Below are 17,679 nucleotides of genomic sequence, written 5' to 3'. Positions count from 1 at the left end.
AGGCTGCCGCTTTCCAGCCCTTCTGTCCATATTCAGGCGATTTCCACCTGATCGCGGGGGCACGTGACGCGAAGCACATCCCGCTTTACCCCGCATTTATTCCTCTTGTGGCGCCAATCACAGAAATGCCCCTTGCCGCCGCCCCCCTTCATTCGGATGCTGAAAACCCGGCGGAAATCCCCATTCTCCGATTAACCGCCTTGCATGGGATCAACATCCACAGATTCATGTGAAAGGGCGGCATCATGCAGCTTTCTCTGCTCCCCAAGCAGGCCACCTCCAAGATCGCCAGGTGCCTCGCCGGTGGCCTCGCCACCGCCACGGTCCTGATCGGCGTGAGCACCGCCGTCGTACCGGCCCAGGCATCGGCGGCCCCCGCCAGCACGCAGCGGATCGACGGCTGGATCAAGCACGCACTGCTGGTCATGAAGGCCAAGGGAATCCCGGGCAGCTACGACGGGATCCACCGGAATCTGATGCGCGAGTCGAGCGGCGACCTCTTCGCGATCAACCTGTGGGACTCGAATGCCCAGAAGGGCATTCCGTCCAAGGGCCTCATGCAGGTCATTGACCCCACATTTCGGGCATACCACGTGGACGGTACCTCGTGGGACATTTATGACCCGATTGCGAATATCACGGCCGCGTGCAATTACGCAGCCCAGCGTTACGGGTCCATCGACAACGTGAACGGCCCCTACTGACAGGCCGCTGATCGGGGCCTGTGATCGGGGCCTCTGATCGGCCACCGGTCAGCCACCGGTCGACCGCCCGCGCGTAGTCCGATTCGCGGGGTCCAAGCGCCGGAAAGGTATGTCCATGGCCCTCCCCGAGGGCCATGGCTACGTTCCGGGCCATGCCGATCTCCCAGATACGTACCACGATACGTACCAAGCCCGCGGCCATGGCCGTGACCGCGCTCATGGCCACGTCGCTCACCGTGGCCGGCCCGCTCCCGGCACCCACGGCCGCCGCCCAGGAGAAGCCTCACGGACAGTCGGGCACCACCTACTACGTGGACTGCCGGAGCGGCAGCGACACGTCCTCGGGCACCAGCGCCGGCAGGCCCTGGCGGAGCCTCGCCAAGGCCTCGCGCACGTACAGGCCGGGTGACCGGCTGCTGCTGCGGCGCGGCACCAGCTGCACCGGTGTGCTCGCCCCCACCGGCTCCGGTACGGCCGCCCTCCCGATCTCCGTCGACGCGTACGGCAAGGGGGCGAAGCCGCGCATCGACGGCGCCGGGGCCCGGGCCGCCGTGCTGCTGCTCAACGTCGAGGGCTGGGAGCTGCGCAACCTCGACCTTTCCAACACCGGGGCACCGACCACCACCGACCGCCGCGCGGGCCTGCTCGTCCGGCTCACCGACCACGGCGTGGGCCGTCACTACGTCGTCGACGGCGTGGATGTGCACGACGTCAACGGCGCCGACTTCAAGGACCCCGATCCCAGCGGCGGCATCCTCTTCTCGGTCACGGGCTCGGCCGTGCCGACGCGCTTCGACGGCGTGCGGATCGAGGACTCGACCGTCCGCCACGTCGACCGCACCGGCATCGGCACCTCCTCCACCTGGGGCCGCAGGCCGGAAGACGTGGTGACGCGGCTGACGACGCCGTCGTCGTCCTGCACGAACGACACGAGTTCGGTGCCGCGCTCGATCCGGGTGCCGAAGCGGGCGAGGTGCTCCTCGATGATGCGCTCGGTCTCGTACTGGGGCAGGGCGGCGAAGCCGTACGGGACATCCGGCGGAAGAGCGAGGTCGATCCGTGGCCCCTCGGCACCGTCCATGTACGTCAGCTGCCCGCGCATCGGCACGGCCGCCTCCAGCGCGGCCCGCACCATGCCCATCCGGTCCCAGAGCTCCATGGTTCTGGGCTGGATCCCCACGGCTTTCGCGTACGGCAGCCGGGTCGGGAGCCGGTCGACGATGCGGCAGTCGGCGCCGTTGCGCCGCAGCTCCGCGGCCGCGGTCAGCCCGACCGGACCTGCGCCCACGACCAGTACGTCCAGCACCTGGTTGCGCACCACGGGGACCTCCCGCCACGAGACCGCCCGCGGCCGGACCGGACCGCCCCTCCATGCTCGCCCGGCCGCGCCGCTCCGGCGACTTCGGCCGCACGGCGCACCGGCGGCCCCCGATCCACGTTTGCGCAGATCAGAGGCCGACGGCAGGTACGACTACGTTCAGTAGTACAGGGACAGCCAGTCGGCCGCGCCCCAGTCCTCGCTCTCCTGGTCGTCGTCGTCCTCTTCGTCACTGTCGTCGCACCAGTCCGACGAGCAGTCGTCGTCGCTGGTGGGTGCGCTCGCGATCGCGCTGCCCGGGTACTGCGTGGCCGGTGCGGCGAACGCGCTCGAGGACATCGAGGCACCTCCGGCGGCCAGGGCGGTCACGGCGGCGAGCGTAAGAAGACGCTGGGTTCGGGTGCGGGTGCGGTTCATGGGAAGGCTCCTGGATCGGGATGGGGTGAGGTCTGTCGAGCGAGTGGGCCGTACGACCTGCGTGAGCCCACGCCTCAATTCACCCCTGGGCGACCCAGGGCGTCACGCCACTGGATGTCGGGACTTGACAGCCCCGTACGGAAGCGCGAAGTGCGTCAGTGCGGGGTGATCACCATCCGGAAGCGCGCGCCGCCGGCCATCATCTTCTGGTACGCCTCACCGGCCTGGCTCAGCGGAACGACCTCGACCATCGGACGGATCCCGTGCAGGGCGCTGAACGCCATGGTGTCCTGCACGGCCTGCGCGGTGCCGGACGGGTGGCCGCGGACGACCCTGCCGCGCAGGATCAGTTGGGCCGGGCTGATGGCGAGCGGTTCGGTGTCCACACCGACCACGACCAGCTCGCCGCGGTGCGACAGCCCGTCGACGGTCGCCGCGATGGCGTCGGAGTTCGACGCGGTGGCCATGACGACTTTGGCACCGCCGAGGGACAGCAGCTCGTCCGCGACGGCGGTGCCCGCCGTGCTGTCGACGTAGTGGTGGGCGCCGAGTTGCTTGGCGAGGTCGGCCTTCTCGGCGCCGCGGGCGATGGCGACGGTTTCGAAGCCCATGGCGACCGCGTACTTCACCGCCAGGTGTCCGAGCCCGCCCAGGCCGAGTACCGCGACCAGGTCCCCCGGCAGGGCGGAGCTGCGCCTCAGCCCGTCGAACGTGGTCACCCCCGCGCAGGCCATGGGCCCCGCGTCGGTCGCCGACAGCGAATCGGGGATCCGGGCCAGGGCGTCGGCCGGCACGACGACCGCGTCGGCGAATCCTCCGTCGTACGCCCACCCCGGAACCTTCAGGTTGTCGCACACGACGAAGTCGCCCTGCCTGCACGGCGTGCAGTGGCCACAACTGCCGCCGAACCAGCCGACGGCCACCCGGTCGCCGACCTGCCAGCCCTTCTCCTGCGTGTACTCGCCCAGTACCTCGATACGCCCGGCGATCTCGTGGCCGGGAACCACCGGGAAGCGGACGCCCGGTAGCCCCGCGTCCACGAAGAAGGAATCGCTGTGGCAGACCCCGCAGGCGTCCACGGCGACCCGCACATGACCGGGGCCCGGCTGCGGCAACTCACGCTCGACGATCTCGAAGGGCCCACTGGCGGCGGCGACCTGCGCGACTCGATAAGTACTCATCTGAATCTCTCCCGGCAAACGCGGCCAACGTCCCCTGCAATCCAGCAGACCAGCTTCGGCTCCATCACGCGCGCCGAAGCATGGCCGGGAAGCGCTACAGCGCCGTCCGCCATGCCACGAGCCGCCCCTCCGGATCATCGAGAAGTCTCCCGCCGCCCGACGTCTGCGCAGTTCAACGGGGGTCTGGCGGCCCACCGGAGCTCGCTGCGCATCACCGGAGCAGTACCGGCGCCGCTCGGTCCCGGCGATCTCCGCGAGCGCCCGGGTGGTACGCGGGAGCCCTGTGGGGAACCTGTGGCACCGAGCGTGTACATGGCAGCCTTCTGCTAACTTCCTGACAGTTGTGACCTGGCCCGACTTCCCTGTCCGGAAAGCGTCGGGTCGGGTGAGCGAGAAACGGGGGAAGGGCCATGACCTCTCCGGAGGGCTACCAGGTCGGGCACAAGGGCATGTCGGGACAGGCCGGCGAACTGGACGGTTCCGGCGACGACGTGGGCAAGATACGTAAGGCCGTCGCCAGCACGATGTGCTACACGCAGGAAGCCCTCGGCGGCTCCGACACCGGGCCCGCGTTCAACGCCTTCGCGGCCGCCTGGGAGGCCGAGACCAAGGTCCTCGAAGCGGCCCTGCACCAACTCGCGGACAAGGTCCGCCTCTCCAGTCACGCGTACCGCGGTTCCGACGTCGACGTGCGTACGGGAGCCCGCGCCGTCTCCGTCGGCTCGGCGGCCGACCCGGCCGACGCCGGCGTCAGCACGATGCCGGCCCACGCCCAGCGCCCTTCCGCGCTGGCCGCCTACTGACGAGGCCCGCGTCCATGACGGAATCCACGAACGACCGCAGGCAGAAGCTCGACGGCCTGCGCGGGCGCATCTCCTCGGCCGGCAGCAAGAACGACCTGATCGACGCGATCGAGGACGCCCTCGGCGTCTCGGCACCGGTCGGAGAACCGAAGGTGATCGAGGCCCTGGGCAAGCGCTACACCGGCCAGATCGACGAGGCCGACGCGGTGAGCGACCGGATCGACAAGATCGCCCGCAAGGGTCTTCCGAAGGTCTGGGTCGGCGACACGAGCGTCCTCGCCTCCGACGTGGTGGGCGCCGCCTCCCGCGACGCCCAGCAGATGATCGAGGCGTTCCAGGGCGGCGGCAAGGCGCTGATCGCGCTGTCCGACGCGCTGGAGAAGGCGCAGACCAAGGACGGCACCGGCCGCGGCAAGCTGCGCGACGCCCGCACCATGCTCGGCGGCAAGGACGGCTTCTTCGACGACTGGCACGAGGACGACGACGAGGAGGAACTCCGCCTGCGGGCCCGCTCGTTGGCCTCCCACGGCGTCGACGACCTGCACGCGGCGGCCGTCGACGCCGATGACGCCGCCCGCGTCGCGGCCCGCGACCTCAACAAGTTCGCCGCCGAGGCCCGCGCCGGCCAGATGGACACCGACGAACTCGCCGCCGCCGACCGCCTCGCCCTCGCCGACACCAGCAACGTCGGCGGCGACGCGGAACTGAACGAGATCCTCAGCGCCAACGACCTCGAACGCTCGGGCCGCGCCATGGAGAACCTCTCGCCCGCCGAACGGGCGCGTATGGAACGGCTCCTGGCGAACGCGTCGAGCCCGCAGGAGAAGGCGTACCTCATGAAGGCCCTCGCCGCGGGCTACGACGTCGGCGAGGTCGAGGAGTTCGGCGGGAAGATCCACGGCAAGGACTCGGCATGGCTCCAGGAGCACCTGGCACCGGTCACCACCGGCTCGGCCACGGGGCAGGAGGAGCAGAAGTTCGGTGACGAGCACTGGTCACAGGACGACGAGACCTGCGTCCCGTCCTCGACGGTCACCGCGCGCGCCCTGGTCGACCCGGTCTACGCCCTCGAACTCACCGGCGGGCCCGACGGCCAGGACGACAACCCCGACAACTTCCGCAAGCGCCTGCACGACGAGCAGTTCCGGATGAACGACGAGGGCGACGGCGAGTACGACGGCTGGTGGTGGGACCGCCACGCGGCCGGCATGGACTCCGACGGGCAGGAGGAGATCTCCGACAAGGAGCTCGGCCCGCACACCGGCGACAGGTACGACACGCAGGAGATGGACGGCGCCGACGACCGGCGCGGTGTCATGCCCGAGATCGAGAAGTCCGTCGCCGAGGGCAAGCCGGTCCCCTTCAACATCTCCCGCAAGGACGAGGACGGCAACATGCACGGCCACAGCCTGATGATCATCGGGCAGGAGGACGGGAAGCTGCAGATCTACAACCCCTGGGGCACCACCACGTGGGTGAGCGAGGACGACTTCATCAACGGCGACCTCAGCGCGGCCACCGACGACCGCTACTCCAAGGCCCACAAGGGCGATGTCAGCCGCGTCTACATCGAGCAGAACTGATGAGGTCCATGCGCTCCGCCCTCCGTACGACGCCCGCCCTGGCCGCCCTGCTCCTCGTCCTCACCGGCTGCGGCGACTCCGCGTACGAGACCGACGAGCGGACCATCTCGGTCGAGAGCGGCGAGAAGTTCACCCTGGAGGTCCCGGCCGACCCCGAGCTCGGGCAGAACTGGTACCTGGCGAGCCCGGCCGCGGACCCGGACGTCCTGAAGTACCGGGGTGACCGCGAGGACACCGGCGAGGGTGACGGAACCCAGTTCTTCGACTTCACGGCGCTCTCGCCCGGGAAGGCGACGGTGAAGCTGCTGTTCTGCCCCTACGGCCGGTGCCACAGCGCCGAGGAGGCCGCGTCGAAGCCGGTCCCGACGGCCACGGGCACCCCGAAGGACTCGGACCAGGAAGCCGCCTACTACCTCTATACGATCACCGTCCGCTGAGCCGGACCGGAACGGAACGACGATGGTCCACGACCGCTACCCACGCACCGACGACGAGGTGCTCGCCGCCACCGACATCGAGGCGCTGCTGCGTCACGGCCTCAGCCGCGACGCCCTCCGCACCGCGCTCTTCGGCGACGGTGCGATCGCCGCCGCCGTCACCCTCGACCGGCTCGGCGTGCTGCCGCGCTCGGTGACGTACGTCGCGAAGATCGTCCGGGCCGGCGGCCTCGCGTACGCGGCCCGGCTGGCCGAGCCCCTGCCGTCGGGTGCCGCGTCCGCGTACCTACGGGACTGGCTGGAGAGCGCCGCGCAGGTCGCCGGCACACCGGACGACGAGGCGCGCGCCGGGCGCTGGCTGGAGACGGTCGCCTCACTCATCGACCTGCGCCGCGGCAGCCGGGCCGCGACGTCGGCGACGGGTCCGGCCTGATGATCCGCCCGCGACGGCTTCTTCGCCGGGCGGGACCGCGCGGTGGCCGTCTCGGGCGTTCACGCCGACGGCATCGACGACAATGGCCCCTGATCCACGTTTCCGCAGATCAGGGGCCGTTTTTTATCGCGTGGCGGCGCCAGGATTCGAACCTGGGAAGGCTAAGCCGACGGATTCTGCAGTCCACTGCGCCGCACCATCGGATCCGTCCTCTCACCTGCGGATACGTCCACCAGAGCGACCCGTCATTTCCCGCTGGCCCGCGACTGGCCCCGATCTTGCTCTGGCAGCCACCATTCCCACTCGCTCACGGGGCTTCGAGCCGGCGTCTCCACCATGGGTCACGAGGCGAGGCAAACGGGTCGTTGAGCGTACGGGCGAGGAAGCGCTCGTCGAGCGGCTTGAGCAGTGTGCGGAGCTCACGTGCCGAACTGCTGGAGAGGCTGGAGCACAGCTCTTCCAAGAACGCGCGGACGTCGGCGCCGGTGAATGGATCACAGCACTCGCAGCCGTCGCCCTCCGGCGCGGCATACATCACCCACGGCCCGGGTTTGTACGCCATGGCCCGCCATCGCGTCACAGCTCGGTGCGCATCACCGGACCAGTATCGCCGCCGCTCGATCCGGGCGATCTCCGCGAGCGCCCGGGCGGAGAGCCCAGGTATCACCGCTCTGCTGTCCCACGGCCGTGGGACACGTGGCAGGTCCAGCCTGACCTGCGAGGGAGCCCTACGCGGCATACGCCTTTCGTACGTCAGTCATGCGGCAATCATGCATGGCTCCGCACCACCTGCCCACCCACTTTCCGCCAGCCTCACATCAAAGCGCCCTGGGCATGAGGTGGGTGAGCGAGAGCTCGTGGGAACGATCGACCGCATGGCCAAGAGACGAGGCACGACAGGAGGCCCCAAGAAGCCCGCCGACTGGAGGCCGCAGCGGATCACGGCGCAACGCCTCGCAGAAGGTTGGGTCGGCCCCGCCAACTCGACCATTCGACTGGCGCGGGCCTCGGAAGCCGACGCCGTCGTCGCCTTGCTTCGGTTAGCGGGGGAAGAGCCCAGCGGCCAAGGTCGCCGAGGCCATCCGCCAGAAGTCCATCGCGACGCGGTCCTCAACCGGGCTCTCGACCAGACACCGCAGGTGGTGACAGCGCGAAGGGACGAGACACAGCGAGACAGTCAACTCCCGACGCCGCCTCAACAACAATGGCCCCTGATCCACGTTTCCGCAGATCAGGGGCCATTTCTATCGCGTGGCGGCGCCAGGATTCGAACCTGGGAAGGCTAAGCCGACGGATTTACAGTCCGCTCCCATTGGCCACTCGGGCACACCGCCATGGGATGTCGCACAGGAGGTCCGCTTTGGGGCGGTGCTCCGTGGCAACGACGTAAACGATACCTGATCCGTGGGGGTGCTCCGCCACCGGATTGATCAGGGCTCGGGCGGGTGCGGGTGGCTAGGCTTTGCGGTGGCGGTCCGGGTTGCCCGGCCGTACGTCTACGCCCCCGATACAAGGAGCCACAGCACATGGCCGACTCCAGTTTCGACATCGTCTCGAAGGTCGAGCGGCAGGAGGTCGACAACGCCCTCAACCAGGCCGCCAAGGAGATCTCGCAGCGCTACGACTTCAAGGGCACCGGCGCGACCATCGAGTGGTCCGGCGACAAGATCCTTATGCAGGCGAGCGGTGAGGAGCGGGTCAAGGCGATTCTCGACATCTTCCAGTCCAAGCTGATCAAGCGTGGTATCTCGCTGAAGTCCCTGGACGCGGGTGAGCCGCAGCTCTCCGGCAAGGAGTACAAGATCTTCGCCTCGATCGAGGAGGGCATCTCCCAGGAGAACGCCAAGAAGGTCGCCAAGGCCATCCGCGACGAGGGCCCCAAGGGCGTCAAGGCGCAGGTGCAGGGCGAGGAGCTGCGCGTCAGCTCGAAGAGCCGTGACGACCTGCAGGCCGTCATCGCGCTGCTGAAGGGGAAGGACTTCGACTTCGCCCTGCAGTTCGTGAACTACCGCTGATCAACCAGTCCGACCTGCACTGGCACTGTCAGGCCGGGCGAGCAGGGCACAGCGGGACACATCGCCGAGGACGGCCACCACGGCAGCCCTCGTTGTGCCCTCCTCGTCCGGCCACGGGTGTGTGCCGGTGTGTCGAGCGCTCTGACTCGGCCTTCCTCCTGATGACCGGTTCAGGCCGACTCGCCTTGTGTCGCCGGGCCTGACTGCTGCCTCTGGCTCGCGTCCTCATGCAGGCGGACGAGTTCGCTCAGGTCGTTCGCGACCATGACCCGTGCAAGACGACCAGCGATGGCCACCACTTCGGGCCAGGTGCCGGCAGCCAGGTACTCCTCGTCGGTGTCGTGTGGAGCCTCGTCGCTCGCGGCGTTGAGTGCGGCGCCGAGCCGACGCATGAGTTCGATCTCTTCCTCGGTCCTCAGACCGATGCCGAGGTAGCGCTCGGGGTTGTCGGCATCGCAGAAGTCATCGAAGAGCACATCAAAGATGTGGTCCAGGTTCTCGAACCTGGACCGGTCGAGCCAAACCTCGCGCTGCCAGGGTGGATTGGCCAGCGAGAGCACCGCCGGCACGACATGGACCCGGCTGTTCGCCATCGCCATCACGCTATCGCTGTCGGCCATGCCGGGAGCCTAGCGAGAGGGCGCTCCGGCGTCGATGTCCGAATACCGCCAGCCAGCGCGGGGGTGTGCGGCCCAGACTCGTTGGTGCAGGACCGGACGAGAAGAGGAAAGAGCCATGACGGTGTACGCGACGGTCGACAGCCCGCTCGGTGAGCTGCTGCTGGTCGGCGAGGAGTCCGCGAGCGCCGTGGGTGGTACCGCGCTCGTCTCGCTGTCTCTGCCCGGCCAGAAGGGCGCGGCCGAGATCAAGGACGACTGGCGGTGCGACCCGGGGGCGTTCGAGGAGATCGCCGGGCAACTGCGGGGGTACTTCGCGGGGGAGCTGAGGCACTTCGCCATCGAGTACGCGCCGGGTGCCGGCACGGACTTCCAGCGTCGCGTCTGGCGGGCGGTGGAGGAGATTCCGTACGGGGAGACGGCGACCTACGGCCAGATCGCCGAGCGGGTCGGGGCCGCGGGTGCCGGTGTACGGGCCGTGGGGACCGCGATCGGGCGCAATCCGCTGCTGGTCGTACGGCCGTGCCACCGGGTGATCGGCGCCGATGGCGCGCTGCGCGGCTACGCGGGCGGGGTGGAGCGCAAGGAGCGGCTCCTCGGGCTGGAAGGCGCGTTGGTGTCGTGACGTCCGGGCTGTTCCCGCGCGAGCGGGCCGTGGTGGCGCCCGGGGCGGTGCACGTCCCCGGGTGGTTGCCGGCGGCCCGGCAGCGCGAACTGGTCGAGGCGTGCCGGGACTGGGCCCGCGGGCCCGTGCCTCTGCGCCACACCAGGCTGCCGCGCGGTGGGGTGATGTCCGTGCAGACGGTGTGCGTCGGCTGGCACTGGCAGCCGTACCGGTATACGCGTACGGCCGATGACGTGAACGGCGCGAGGGTCGCCGGATTCCCGGACTGGCTGGTGGAGTTGGGGCGCGAGGCGCTGGCCGGAGCGTACGGGGACGACGCGGCGGGCCGCGCCGCGGCGGAGGCGTACGCGCCGGACACCGCGCTGGTCAACTTCTATGACGGCGACGCGAAGATGGGCATGCACCAGGACAAGGACGAGCGGTCCGGCGCCCCGGTGGTGTCGCTGAGCATCGGCGACACCTGTGTCTTCCGCTTCGGGAACACGGAGGGCCGCGGGCGGCCCTACACGGATGTGGAGTTGGGGTCGGGGGACCTGTTCGTCTTCGGCGGCGCGTCCCGGTTCGCGTACCACGGGGTGCCGAAGGTGTATCCGGGCACGGCCGATCCTGCGCTGGGCCTGACCGGCCGGCTGAACCTCACCCTGCGGGAGACCGGGCTCCCCGGCTGAGCTCGGGACCTAGCGGGAACGCGAGTGGCCGAACAGGATCCGGTACGCGATCAGCAGCACGAGCGCGCCGCCGATGGCGGACACCCATGTGGCGCCGTCGTAGAAGTCCTTGGCGATCGGACGGTCCAGGAAACGGGTCGATATCCAGCCGCCGACGAAGGCGCCCGCGATGCCGATGAGGGTGGTGCCTATGAAGCCCCCCGGGTCGCGCCCCGGCAGCAGGATCTTGGCGACGATCCCGGCGAGCAGCCCCAGGACGATCCAGCTGATGATGCCCATGCCATGACCTGCCTTTCTTCTGTTCGTGCACATTCTTCGTGCGGTGTTGTCCTCTCAGACGACGTGCGTACCGAGTGCGGTTGCGGCGATCAGTAGGGTGCGGTCCATGACACAGGAGCTGCGCCGGTCGCTCGGCGTGTTCGACGCAGTCGTCATCGGGCTGGGTTCGATGGTCGGCGCCGGGGTCTTCGTCGCGCTGGCCCCCGCGGCCGCGGCGGCCGGTTCCGGGAGGCTGCTGCTTCTGGGGCTGGGGCTGGCCGCGGTGGTGGCGTACGGCAACGCGATGGCGTCGGCACGACTCGCGGCCCGGTACCCCGCGTCGGGCGGGACATACGTCTACGGGCGGGAGAGGCTCGGCCCGTTCTGGGGTTATCTGGCGGGCTGGGCGTTCGTCGTCGGCAAGACCGCGTCGTGTGCGGCGATGGCGCTGACCGTCGGCGCGTACGTGTGGCCGGAGCAGGCGCACGCCGTGGCGGTCGCCGCCGTGCTGGCGCTGACCGCCGTGAACTACGGGGGAGTTCAGAAGTCGGCGTGGCTGACCCGGGCGATCGTGGCGGTCGTGCTGGCGGTCCTCACGGCGGTGGTGGTCTCCTCTCTCACGTCGGCGTCCGCGGATCTGGGCAGGCTCGGGTCGGACGGCTCCGGCGGCGGCGCGGGAGGCGTCCTTCAGGCGGCCGGGCTGCTGTTCTTCGCCTTCGCCGGGTACGCGCGGATCGCCACGCTCGGCGAGGAGGTGCGGGACCCGGCCCGGACCATTCCGCGGGCGATTCCGATGGCGCTCGGGATCACGCTGGTCGTGTACGTATGTGTCGCATTGGCGGTCCTTTCCGTGCTGGGCGTGGCGGAGCTGGGCCGGGCAACGGCTCCGCTGGCGGATGCCGCCCGGGCGGCGGGCGCGGAGTGGCTGGTCCCTGTGGTGCGGGTCGGGGCGGCGGTGGCCGCGCTCGGCTCGCTGCTGGCGCTGATCCTCGGTGTCTCACGGACGACGCTGGCGATGGCCCGGGACGGCCACCTCCCACGCACGCTCGCGGCCGTCCACCCCCGCTTCCAGGTCCCGCACCACGCGGAGCTCGCGGTGGGGCTGGTGGTGGCCGTCGTGGCGGCGACGGTCGATGTGCGGGGAGCGATCGGCTTCTCGTCGTTCGGTGTGCTCGTGTACTACGCCATTGCCAACGCCTCGGCATGGACGCTGAGTTCCCGATGGCGTGCGCCGGCCGCCTGTGGTCTCGCGGGATGCCTGGTGCTGGCGTTCGCCCTTCCGCTGTCCTCGGTCCTTGCGGGCGCCGCGGTGCTGGCGGTGGGGGCCGCGGCGTACGCGGTGCGGGCGGGATTGCGGGAGCGCGGCGGCCGACAGGGCCACGACTGACAGGCCGCGGCCGGCCGCCGGCAGTACCGCACGGTCGCCCGGCGCCTCCTACCGCGCAGCGCCTCAACCGCTACGCCGCTCAGCCGCTCAGTACCGCGCCGTGAACGGCTCGTCCGTCGACACGATCTCCTTGCCCAGCGGCAGCAGCGAGACCGGGATCAGCTTGAAGTTCGCGATGCCCAGCGGGATGCCGATGATCGTGATGCAGAGGGCGATGCCCGTGACGACATGACCGAGGGCCAGCCACCAGCCCGCCAGGACCAGCCACAGCACGTTGCCGACGCAGGACGGCGCACCTGAGTCCCTGCGGTCCACCACCGTGTAGCCGAACGGCCAGAGCGCGTAGACGCCGATGCGGAACGCCGCCAGGCCGAAGGGGATGCCGATGATCGTGATGCACAGCAGCACACCGGCCAGCAGATAGCCGAGGAACATCCAGAAACCGCACAGGACGAGCCATATGACGTTCAGGATTGTCTTCATGGACGGTGACCTGCCATCTGTTCGAGGCGGGCGATGCGCTCCGCCATCGGTGGGTGCGTGGAGAACATCTTGGACAGGCCCTGGCCGGGGCGGAAGGGATTCGCGATCATCATGTGACTCGCCGTCTCGATCTTCGGCTCGGGCGGCAGCGGCAGCTGCTTGGTCCCCGCGTCGAGCTTGCGCAGGGCACTGGCGAGGGCGAGCGGGTCCCCGGTGAGCCTGGCTCCCGAGGCGTCGGCCTCGTACTCCCGGGAGCGGCTGATGGCGAGCTGGATGACGGACGCCGCGAGCGGGCCCAGAATCATGATCAGGAGCATGCCGAGAATGCCTGGGCCGTCATCGTCGTCCGAGCGGCCTATGGGGATCAGCCAGGCGAAGTTGACCAGGAACATGATGACCGAGGCGAGGGCGCCGGCCACGGACGAGATGAGGATGTCCCGGTTGTAGACGTGGCTCAGCTCATGGCCGATGACTCCGCGCAGCTCCCGCTCGTCGAGGATCCGCAGGATCCCTTCGGTGCAGCAGACCGCCGCGTTGCGCGGATTGCGTCCCGTGGCGAACGCGTTCGGCGCCTGGGTCGGGGAGATGTACAGCCGGGGCATCGGCTGACGCGCCTGGGTGGAGAGATCCCTGACCATCCGGTAGAGGGCCGGTGCCTCGAACTCGCTGACGGGGCGGGCGCGCATGGCGCGCAGGGCCAGCTTGTCGCTGTTCCAGTACGCGTACGCATTCGTCCCCAGGGCCACGAGGACGGCGACGATCAGGCCCATACGGCCGAACAGACTGCCGATGACGATGATGAGGGCTGACAGTCCCCCGAGGAGAACGGCAGTCCTCAGTCCGTTGTGCCGGCGGTGCACGGTACGCCCTCCAGGTGGTGCGGCAGGGGAACCCTCTGCTGGTCGTGGTCCGCTCTCCAGTGGACCCTCCCGTACTGGTCAACGCCAGGCGGGAGCCGCGGGTTCCCCCGCCCTCACGGGCGGGGACGTCGGCGCCGTTGGGCCGTTCGGGTGAATCAGCGCTGGGCCGGGAGCAGCCCGGCCCTCTCCAGTGCCTCCGGAAGGGGCTCCACCTCACTGGTGCAGTGCGCGCAGCGGCTGGCGATCGCGGGGATCTCCGTGTAGCAGCGGGGGCAGTCGCGGACGGCCGCCTTGATACTGACCGGCTCGTCCTTGATGAAGCGGTTCTGCACCTTCATCATCGGGGCGACGACGCAGAAGTAGAGCACCGCCGCGGTGATCACGAAGGCGATCGCGGCACTGATGAAGAGGCCGTAGGGGAACTTCACGCCCTCCGCGGAGAACGTGGCCTTGCTGAAGTCACCGGTGCCGCGCGTGGCGAGGCCGATGAGCGGGGTGATGAAGGCGTTGCTGAATCCCGTGACGACCGCGGTGAAGGCAGAGCCGACGGCGAGACCGATCGCCATCGTGATCACGTTTCCGCGGAGAATGAAGTCCTTGAACCCGCTCAGCACGGCTGGATCTCCTCATTGTCTTCTGATGTGCAGATGCGCGGAACACCGTGCCCCGTAGGGGCACGGCTTGTCGAACCGCCAGGTCAGAGCCTTGTGGGCGACCGTCGCATCAGAAGGGCCGCCGCGTCAGAAGAGGCTCACCGCGGCGAATCTCAGCACCAACTGAGGCCAGCCGGACAGCAGGATGGCCGCGGCACCGGTCAGGGCGATCGCGACCGTGACAGGAGTGGGTGCGCGGTGCCGCTCCGGGGCGGTTTCCGGCGCGCCCCCGGGTGCCTCCTCGGGCGCCCTGAAGAGCAGGGCGGTCCACTGCAGGTAGTAGTAGAGCGCGATCACGACGTTGACGGCCATGACGACCGCGAGCCAGCCGAGACCCGCGTCGACCGCGGCCGAGAAGACCGTGACCTTCGCGAAGAGCCCGATGATGCCGGGCGGCAGTCCGGCCAGGCAGAGCAGGAAGAAGCCCATCAGCAGGGCGGTCACGGGGCGGGTCGCGTACAGGCCCCGGTAGTCCGCGATCCGGTTCAGCGGCTTCGTGCGCGCGACCAGGGCGACGACGGCGAAGGCACCGAGGTTCACGACGGCGTACATGAGGGCGTAGGCGACGGTGGAGCCGATCTGGTCGTCGCTGGAGTACGCGGCCGCTGCGATCGGCACCAGGATGTAGCCGGCCTGCGCCACCGAGGACCAGGCGAGCAGCCGTACCGCGCTGTTCGCACGTGTGGCCGACTGGCGTAGGGCTGCGACATTGCCCGCGGTCATGGTGAGACCGGCGAGTACGACCATGACGGGCCCCCACACGTCCGCGTAGGCGGGGAAGGCGATGACGGTCACCAGGACCAGCCCGGAGAAGCCGACCGCCTTGCCGACGACGGAGAGGTAGGCGGCGACGGGCAGCGGCGCGCCCACATAGGTGTCGGGCACCCAGAAGTGGAAGGGCACCGCGGCCGTCTTGAAGGCGAACCCGACGAGGGTGAGGGCGACTCCCGCCTGGGCGAGGATCTCCAGCTGCCCGGGAACGGCGTCCATACGGGCCGCGATCTGGTTGAGGTGCAGGGTGCCGGTCGACGCGTACACGAAGCTGACGCCGAGCAGCATCACGGCGGTGGCGGTGACCGAGGAGAGGAAGAACTTGAGCGCGGCCTCGCTGGAGAGCCGGTCGCCGCGACGCAGGCCGACCAGGGCGAACGCCGGGAGGGAGGCCACTTCGAGGGCGACGACGAGGGTGGCGAGGTCGCGCGAGGCGGGCAGCAGTGCGGCTCCGGCGGCCGAGGACAGCAGCAGGAACCAGTACTCGCCCGCGGGGAGCCGGTCCTTGGTCTCGGTGACGGAGAGGAGCGCGGTGAGCAGCGCGCCGCCGAGCACGAGGAGTTGGATGACCAGCGCGAAGTGGTCCGCCGTGTAACTGCAGGCGTCCGGGGCGGTGGTGAGGCAGAAGGTGGAGCGGTCGCCCTTGCGCAGCGGGACGAGCGTGATCACCGCGGCGACGAGGCCGGCGATGGCCGCGTAGCCCAGGTACTTCTTGTTCCGCTCGGCGACGAAGAGGTCGGCGACCAGGATGAGCAGGGCGGCCACCGCGGCGATGGTCGGCGGGGCGATCGCGAGCCAGTCGACGGACTGGACGACGGGCGCGGACAGCGCGTGCGTGGCGGCCGGGGTCATGCCTTTCCTCCCGCGAGGAGCTTCTGCACGGCCGGGTCGGTGAGGCCGAGGAGGACCGCGGGCCAGAGTCCGGCGAGGACGGTGAGGACGACGAGCGGCGTCCAGGCGGCGAACTCGTAGCCCTGGACGTCGGCGATCTGCGCCTCGCCGGCGGGCCGTGCGGCGCCCATGCAGACGCGGCGGACGATGATGAGGAGATAGGCGGCGGTGAGGAGCGTGCCGAGACCGCCGATCGCCATGAAGGTGAGGAAGGCGGGGCGGCTGAGACCGTCGGCGGGGTCGAACGCGCCGAACAGCGCGAGCATTTCTCCCCAGAATCCGGCGAGTCCGGGCAGGCCCAGCGAGGCGACGGCGGCGAAGGCGAGCAGTCCGCCGAGGCGGGGCGCCCGGCCGTAGAGCGCGGCGCCGGTGGCGCCGGCCAGCGTGTCGAGGTCGGCGGTGCCGTAGCGGTCCTTGATGGCTCCGACGAGGAAGAACAGCAGGCCGGTGATGAGGCCGTGGGCGATGTTGGCGAAGAGCGCGCCGTTGACGCCGGTCGGGGTCATGGTCGCGATGCCGAGGAGGACGAAGCCCATGTGGCCGACGGAGGAGTACGCGATCAGCCGCTTGAGGTCGCCCTTCGGGCCGGTCGGGTCGAGCGGCTCGAAGAGGCTCGCCGAGGGGCGGTGTGCGGACGACGGGCGGGACAGGGCGAGGCAGGCGAGCGATCCGTAGATGATGCCCGCGACGGCGAAGGCCGCGAGGTACGGGGCGAAGACCTGCATCCCGTCGGGCGCGATCGGCAGGACGATCCGGACGAATCCGTACGTACCCATCTTCAGCAGTACGCCCGCGAGAAGGACCGAGCCGACGGTCGGGGCGGCGGTGTGGGCGTCCGGGAGCCAGCTGTGCAGCGGCCACATCGGCGTCTTCACCGCGAGGCCGATCCCGATCGCGAGAACGGCGATGACCTGCACGGATGCACTCAGGCCCCGACCGTTGTCAGTGGCGAGTGCCACCATGTCGAACGTGCCGGCCTTGACTCCGACGAGGAGCAGGCCGAGCAGCATGACGACCGAACCGAGCAGAGTGAAGAGGATGAACTTCCAGGCCGCCTGGCGGCGGCCCTCACCGCCCCAGCGGGCGATGAGGAAGTACATCGGGATGAGGACCATCTCGAAGGCGAGGAAGAACAGCAGCAGATCGAGGACGGCGAAGGTGGCGAGGGTGCCGGACTCGAGCAGGAGGATCAGTGCGACGAAGGCCTTCGGGGACGGGCCCGACGGCATCTTGAAGTAGCTGTAGAGCGCGCAGAGGAAGGTCAGCAGCGCGGTCAGGACCAGAAGGGGGAGGGAAATGCCGTCGGTGCCGAGGTGGATCCGCACGTCCAGTGCCGGGATCCAGCTGATGTCCGTCGTGGCCTGCATCTTCGCCGGCTGGTCGTGGTCGAAGCCGAGCGCGAGGACGATCGCGGCGGCGAGGATCACGCCGGTGACGACGACACCGTGGCGGAGCACGGCCTGGTCAGGGGACTTCCCCTTCAGTCCGGGCGGGGCCGGCAGGAGGGCGGCCACGGCGCCGATGAGCGGACCGACGACGATGAACGCCAGAAGGACCTGCATCACGGATTCGCTG

General features: G+C 69.6%; 20 protein-coding genes, 1 tRNA gene and 1 pseudogene. 9 read left to right on the top strand and 13 right to left on the bottom strand.

Annotated features, from left to right (window positions below; all coding sequences use genetic code 11):
• Positions 1–245: 245 nt before the first annotated feature.
• Entirely contained in the window at positions 246–704 is a 459-nt protein-coding gene (locus tag OG766_RS21010) for a transglycosylase SLT domain-containing protein (RefSeq protein ID WP_266381496.1), read from the top strand.
• Between the two features lie 307 nt (positions 705–1,011).
• Here the strand turns inward: OG766_RS21010 and OG766_RS21005 are convergent, their stop codons facing one another.
• The 4 genes and pseudogenes from OG766_RS21005 to OG766_RS20990 form a co-directional block, all read right to left on the bottom strand.
• Positions 1,012–1,269 (bottom strand): hypothetical protein, encoded by a 258-nt coding sequence (locus OG766_RS21005; protein ID WP_328725964.1) that lies wholly within the window; start codon positions 1,267–1,269, stop codon positions 1,012–1,014.
• A 294-nt stretch (positions 1,270–1,563) separates the two neighbouring features.
• Positions 1,564–2,025: pseudogene (locus OG766_RS21000) on the bottom strand (FAD-dependent monooxygenase); the annotation flags it as partial.
• A 156-nt stretch (positions 2,026–2,181) separates the two neighbouring features.
• On the bottom strand, positions 2,182–2,439 hold the full coding sequence (locus OG766_RS20995; RefSeq protein ID WP_266381492.1) for a hypothetical protein: 258 nt from the start codon (positions 2,437–2,439) through the stop codon (positions 2,182–2,184).
• Between the two features lie 155 nt (positions 2,440–2,594).
• The gene (locus OG766_RS20990; RefSeq protein ID WP_266381489.1) at positions 2,595–3,620 is read right to left on the bottom strand and encodes an alcohol dehydrogenase catalytic domain-containing protein; all 1,026 of its coding nucleotides are present in this window, start codon (positions 3,618–3,620) and stop codon (positions 2,595–2,597) included.
• A gap of 410 nt (positions 3,621–4,030) precedes the next feature.
• Here OG766_RS20990 and OG766_RS20985 point away from each other — a divergent pair, with 410 nt between their 5' ends.
• The 4 genes from OG766_RS20985 to OG766_RS20970 are packed head-to-tail and all read left to right on the top strand — an operon-like array spanning position 4,031 to position 6,876.
• Complete coding sequence (locus OG766_RS20985; protein WP_266381486.1) at positions 4,031–4,423, top strand: hypothetical protein; 393 nt, start codon at positions 4,031–4,033, stop codon at positions 4,421–4,423.
• Positions 4,424–4,437: 14 nt separating this feature from the next.
• A complete protein-coding gene (locus OG766_RS20980; protein WP_328725963.1) occupies positions 4,438–6,006 on the top strand; it encodes a peptidoglycan-binding protein in 1,569 nt (522 codons plus the stop codon).
• 8 nt (positions 6,007–6,014) lie between these two features.
• Complete coding sequence (locus OG766_RS20975; protein ID WP_266381481.1) at positions 6,015–6,443, top strand: hypothetical protein; 429 nt, start codon at positions 6,015–6,017, stop codon at positions 6,441–6,443.
• Positions 6,444–6,465: 22 nt separating this feature from the next.
• A complete protein-coding gene (locus tag OG766_RS20970) occupies positions 6,466–6,876 on the top strand; it encodes a hypothetical protein (protein WP_266381478.1) in 411 nt (136 codons plus the stop codon).
• Between the two features lie 307 nt (positions 6,877–7,183).
• Here OG766_RS20970 and OG766_RS20965 read toward each other — a convergent pair whose 3' ends face one another.
• The gene (locus tag OG766_RS20965) at positions 7,184–7,438 is read right to left on the bottom strand and encodes a hypothetical protein (protein WP_328725962.1); all 255 of its coding nucleotides are present in this window, start codon (positions 7,436–7,438) and stop codon (positions 7,184–7,186) included.
• A 690-nt stretch (positions 7,439–8,128) separates the two neighbouring features.
• A tRNA-Tyr gene (locus OG766_RS20960) sits at positions 8,129–8,210 on the bottom strand.
• A 192-nt stretch (positions 8,211–8,402) separates the two neighbouring features.
• Here OG766_RS20960 and OG766_RS20955 point away from each other — a divergent pair.
• A complete protein-coding gene (locus OG766_RS20955; RefSeq protein ID WP_328725961.1) occupies positions 8,403–8,891 on the top strand; it encodes a YajQ family cyclic di-GMP-binding protein in 489 nt (162 codons plus the stop codon).
• A gap of 170 nt (positions 8,892–9,061) precedes the next feature.
• Here the strand turns inward: OG766_RS20955 and OG766_RS20950 are convergent, their stop codons facing one another.
• The gene (locus OG766_RS20950) at positions 9,062–9,511 is read right to left on the bottom strand and encodes an SCO4402 family protein (protein ID WP_328725960.1); all 450 of its coding nucleotides are present in this window, start codon (positions 9,509–9,511) and stop codon (positions 9,062–9,064) included.
• A 115-nt stretch (positions 9,512–9,626) separates the two neighbouring features.
• Here OG766_RS20950 and OG766_RS20945 point away from each other — a divergent pair, with 115 nt between their 5' ends.
• Together OG766_RS20945 and OG766_RS20940 are read left to right on the top strand one after the other, a co-directional pair.
• A complete protein-coding gene (locus OG766_RS20945; RefSeq protein WP_266381472.1) occupies positions 9,627–10,133 on the top strand; it encodes a methylated-DNA--[protein]-cysteine S-methyltransferase in 507 nt (168 codons plus the stop codon).
• The gene (locus OG766_RS20940) at positions 10,130–10,801 is read left to right on the top strand and encodes an alpha-ketoglutarate-dependent dioxygenase AlkB family protein (protein WP_266381469.1); all 672 of its coding nucleotides are present in this window, start codon (positions 10,130–10,132) and stop codon (positions 10,799–10,801) included. Before OG766_RS20945 ends, OG766_RS20940 begins: the two co-directional genes overlap by 4 nt.
• Positions 10,802–10,810: 9 nt before the next feature.
• Here the strand turns inward: OG766_RS20940 and OG766_RS20935 are convergent, their stop codons facing one another.
• A complete protein-coding gene (locus OG766_RS20935) occupies positions 10,811–11,080 on the bottom strand; it encodes a GlsB/YeaQ/YmgE family stress response membrane protein (protein ID WP_266381467.1) in 270 nt (89 codons plus the stop codon).
• A gap of 106 nt (positions 11,081–11,186) precedes the next feature.
• On the opposite strand from OG766_RS20935, the gene OG766_RS20930 reads away from it, so the two are divergent.
• Positions 11,187–12,446, top strand: a complete 1,260-nt coding sequence (locus OG766_RS20930; protein WP_266381465.1) for an APC family permease — start codon at positions 11,187–11,189, stop codon at positions 12,444–12,446.
• Positions 12,447–12,533: 87 nt separating this feature from the next.
• On the opposite strand, the gene OG766_RS20925 is transcribed toward OG766_RS20930, so the two are convergent.
• The 5 genes from OG766_RS20925 to OG766_RS20905 form a co-directional block, all read right to left on the bottom strand.
• Positions 12,534–12,929 (bottom strand): YccF domain-containing protein, encoded by a 396-nt coding sequence (locus OG766_RS20925; RefSeq protein ID WP_266381463.1) that lies wholly within the window; start codon positions 12,927–12,929, stop codon positions 12,534–12,536.
• The gene (gene htpX / locus OG766_RS20920) at positions 12,926–13,789 is read right to left on the bottom strand and encodes a zinc metalloprotease HtpX (RefSeq protein ID WP_266381459.1); all 864 of its coding nucleotides are present in this window, start codon (positions 13,787–13,789) and stop codon (positions 12,926–12,928) included. The genes OG766_RS20925 and htpX overlap by 4 nt, the downstream gene beginning before the upstream one ends.
• 155 nt (positions 13,790–13,944) lie before the next feature.
• Positions 13,945–14,403, bottom strand: coding sequence for a large conductance mechanosensitive channel protein MscL (locus OG766_RS20915; RefSeq protein ID WP_266381456.1), 459 nt, complete (start codon positions 14,401–14,403; stop codon positions 13,945–13,947).
• Between the two features lie 126 nt (positions 14,404–14,529).
• Entirely contained in the window at positions 14,530–16,065 is a 1,536-nt protein-coding gene (locus OG766_RS20910) for an NADH-quinone oxidoreductase subunit N (RefSeq protein ID WP_266381453.1), read from the bottom strand.
• Complete coding sequence (locus OG766_RS20905; RefSeq protein ID WP_266384337.1) at positions 16,062–17,666, bottom strand: complex I subunit 4 family protein; 1,605 nt, start codon at positions 17,664–17,666, stop codon at positions 16,062–16,064. Before OG766_RS20905 ends, OG766_RS20910 begins: the two co-directional genes overlap by 4 nt.
• Between the last annotated feature and the right edge of the window lie 13 nt (positions 17,667–17,679).

The organism is Streptomyces sp. NBC_00259 (assembly GCF_036181745.1).
In the GTDB taxonomy this organism is placed as follows: Bacteria; Actinomycetota; Actinomycetes; order Streptomycetales; family Streptomycetaceae; genus Streptomyces; species Streptomyces pratisoli.
Note: the sequence above shows the minus strand (reverse complement) of the source record. Positions and strands in the feature narration are given on the sequence as shown.

Bases quoted from the DNA above. Each gene is read 5' to 3' on its own strand.
- OG766_RS20950 (WP_328725960.1), bottom strand. From the start codon at position 9,511: ATGGCCGACAGCGATAGCGTGATGGCGATGGCGAACAGCCGGGTCCAT.
- OG766_RS20965 (WP_328725962.1), bottom strand. From the start codon at position 7,438: ATGGCGTACAAACCCGGGCCGTGGGTGATGTATGCCGCGCCGGAGGGC.
- OG766_RS20980 (WP_328725963.1), top strand. From the start codon at position 4,438: ATGACGGAATCCACGAACGACCGCAGGCAGAAGCTCGACGGCCTGCGC.
- OG766_RS20955 (WP_328725961.1), top strand. From the start codon at position 8,403: ATGGCCGACTCCAGTTTCGACATCGTCTCGAAGGTCGAGCGGCAGGAG.
- OG766_RS20995 (WP_266381492.1), bottom strand. From the start codon at position 2,439: ATGAACCGCACCCGCACCCGAACCCAGCGTCTTCTTACGCTCGCCGCC.
- OG766_RS20990 (WP_266381489.1), bottom strand. From the start codon at position 3,620: ATGAGTACTTATCGAGTCGCGCAGGTCGCCGCCGCCAGTGGGCCCTTC.
- OG766_RS20985 (WP_266381486.1), top strand. From the start codon at position 4,031: ATGACCTCTCCGGAGGGCTACCAGGTCGGGCACAAGGGCATGTCGGGA.
- OG766_RS20930 (WP_266381465.1), top strand. From the start codon at position 11,187: ATGACACAGGAGCTGCGCCGGTCGCTCGGCGTGTTCGACGCAGTCGTC.
- OG766_RS20970 (WP_266381478.1), top strand. From the start codon at position 6,466: ATGGTCCACGACCGCTACCCACGCACCGACGACGAGGTGCTCGCCGCC.
- OG766_RS20975 (WP_266381481.1), top strand. From the start codon at position 6,015: ATGCGCTCCGCCCTCCGTACGACGCCCGCCCTGGCCGCCCTGCTCCTC.
- OG766_RS20905 (WP_266384337.1), bottom strand. From the start codon at position 17,666: ATGCAGGTCCTTCTGGCGTTCATCGTCGTCGGTCCGCTCATCGGCGCC.
- OG766_RS20910 (WP_266381453.1), bottom strand. From the start codon at position 16,065: ATGACCCCGGCCGCCACGCACGCGCTGTCCGCGCCCGTCGTCCAGTCC.
- OG766_RS21010 (WP_266381496.1), top strand. From the start codon at position 246: ATGCAGCTTTCTCTGCTCCCCAAGCAGGCCACCTCCAAGATCGCCAGG.
- OG766_RS20925 (WP_266381463.1), bottom strand. From the start codon at position 12,929: ATGAAGACAATCCTGAACGTCATATGGCTCGTCCTGTGCGGTTTCTGG.
- OG766_RS20935 (WP_266381467.1), bottom strand. From the start codon at position 11,080: ATGGGCATCATCAGCTGGATCGTCCTGGGGCTGCTCGCCGGGATCGTC.
- OG766_RS20945 (WP_266381472.1), top strand. From the start codon at position 9,627: ATGACGGTGTACGCGACGGTCGACAGCCCGCTCGGTGAGCTGCTGCTG.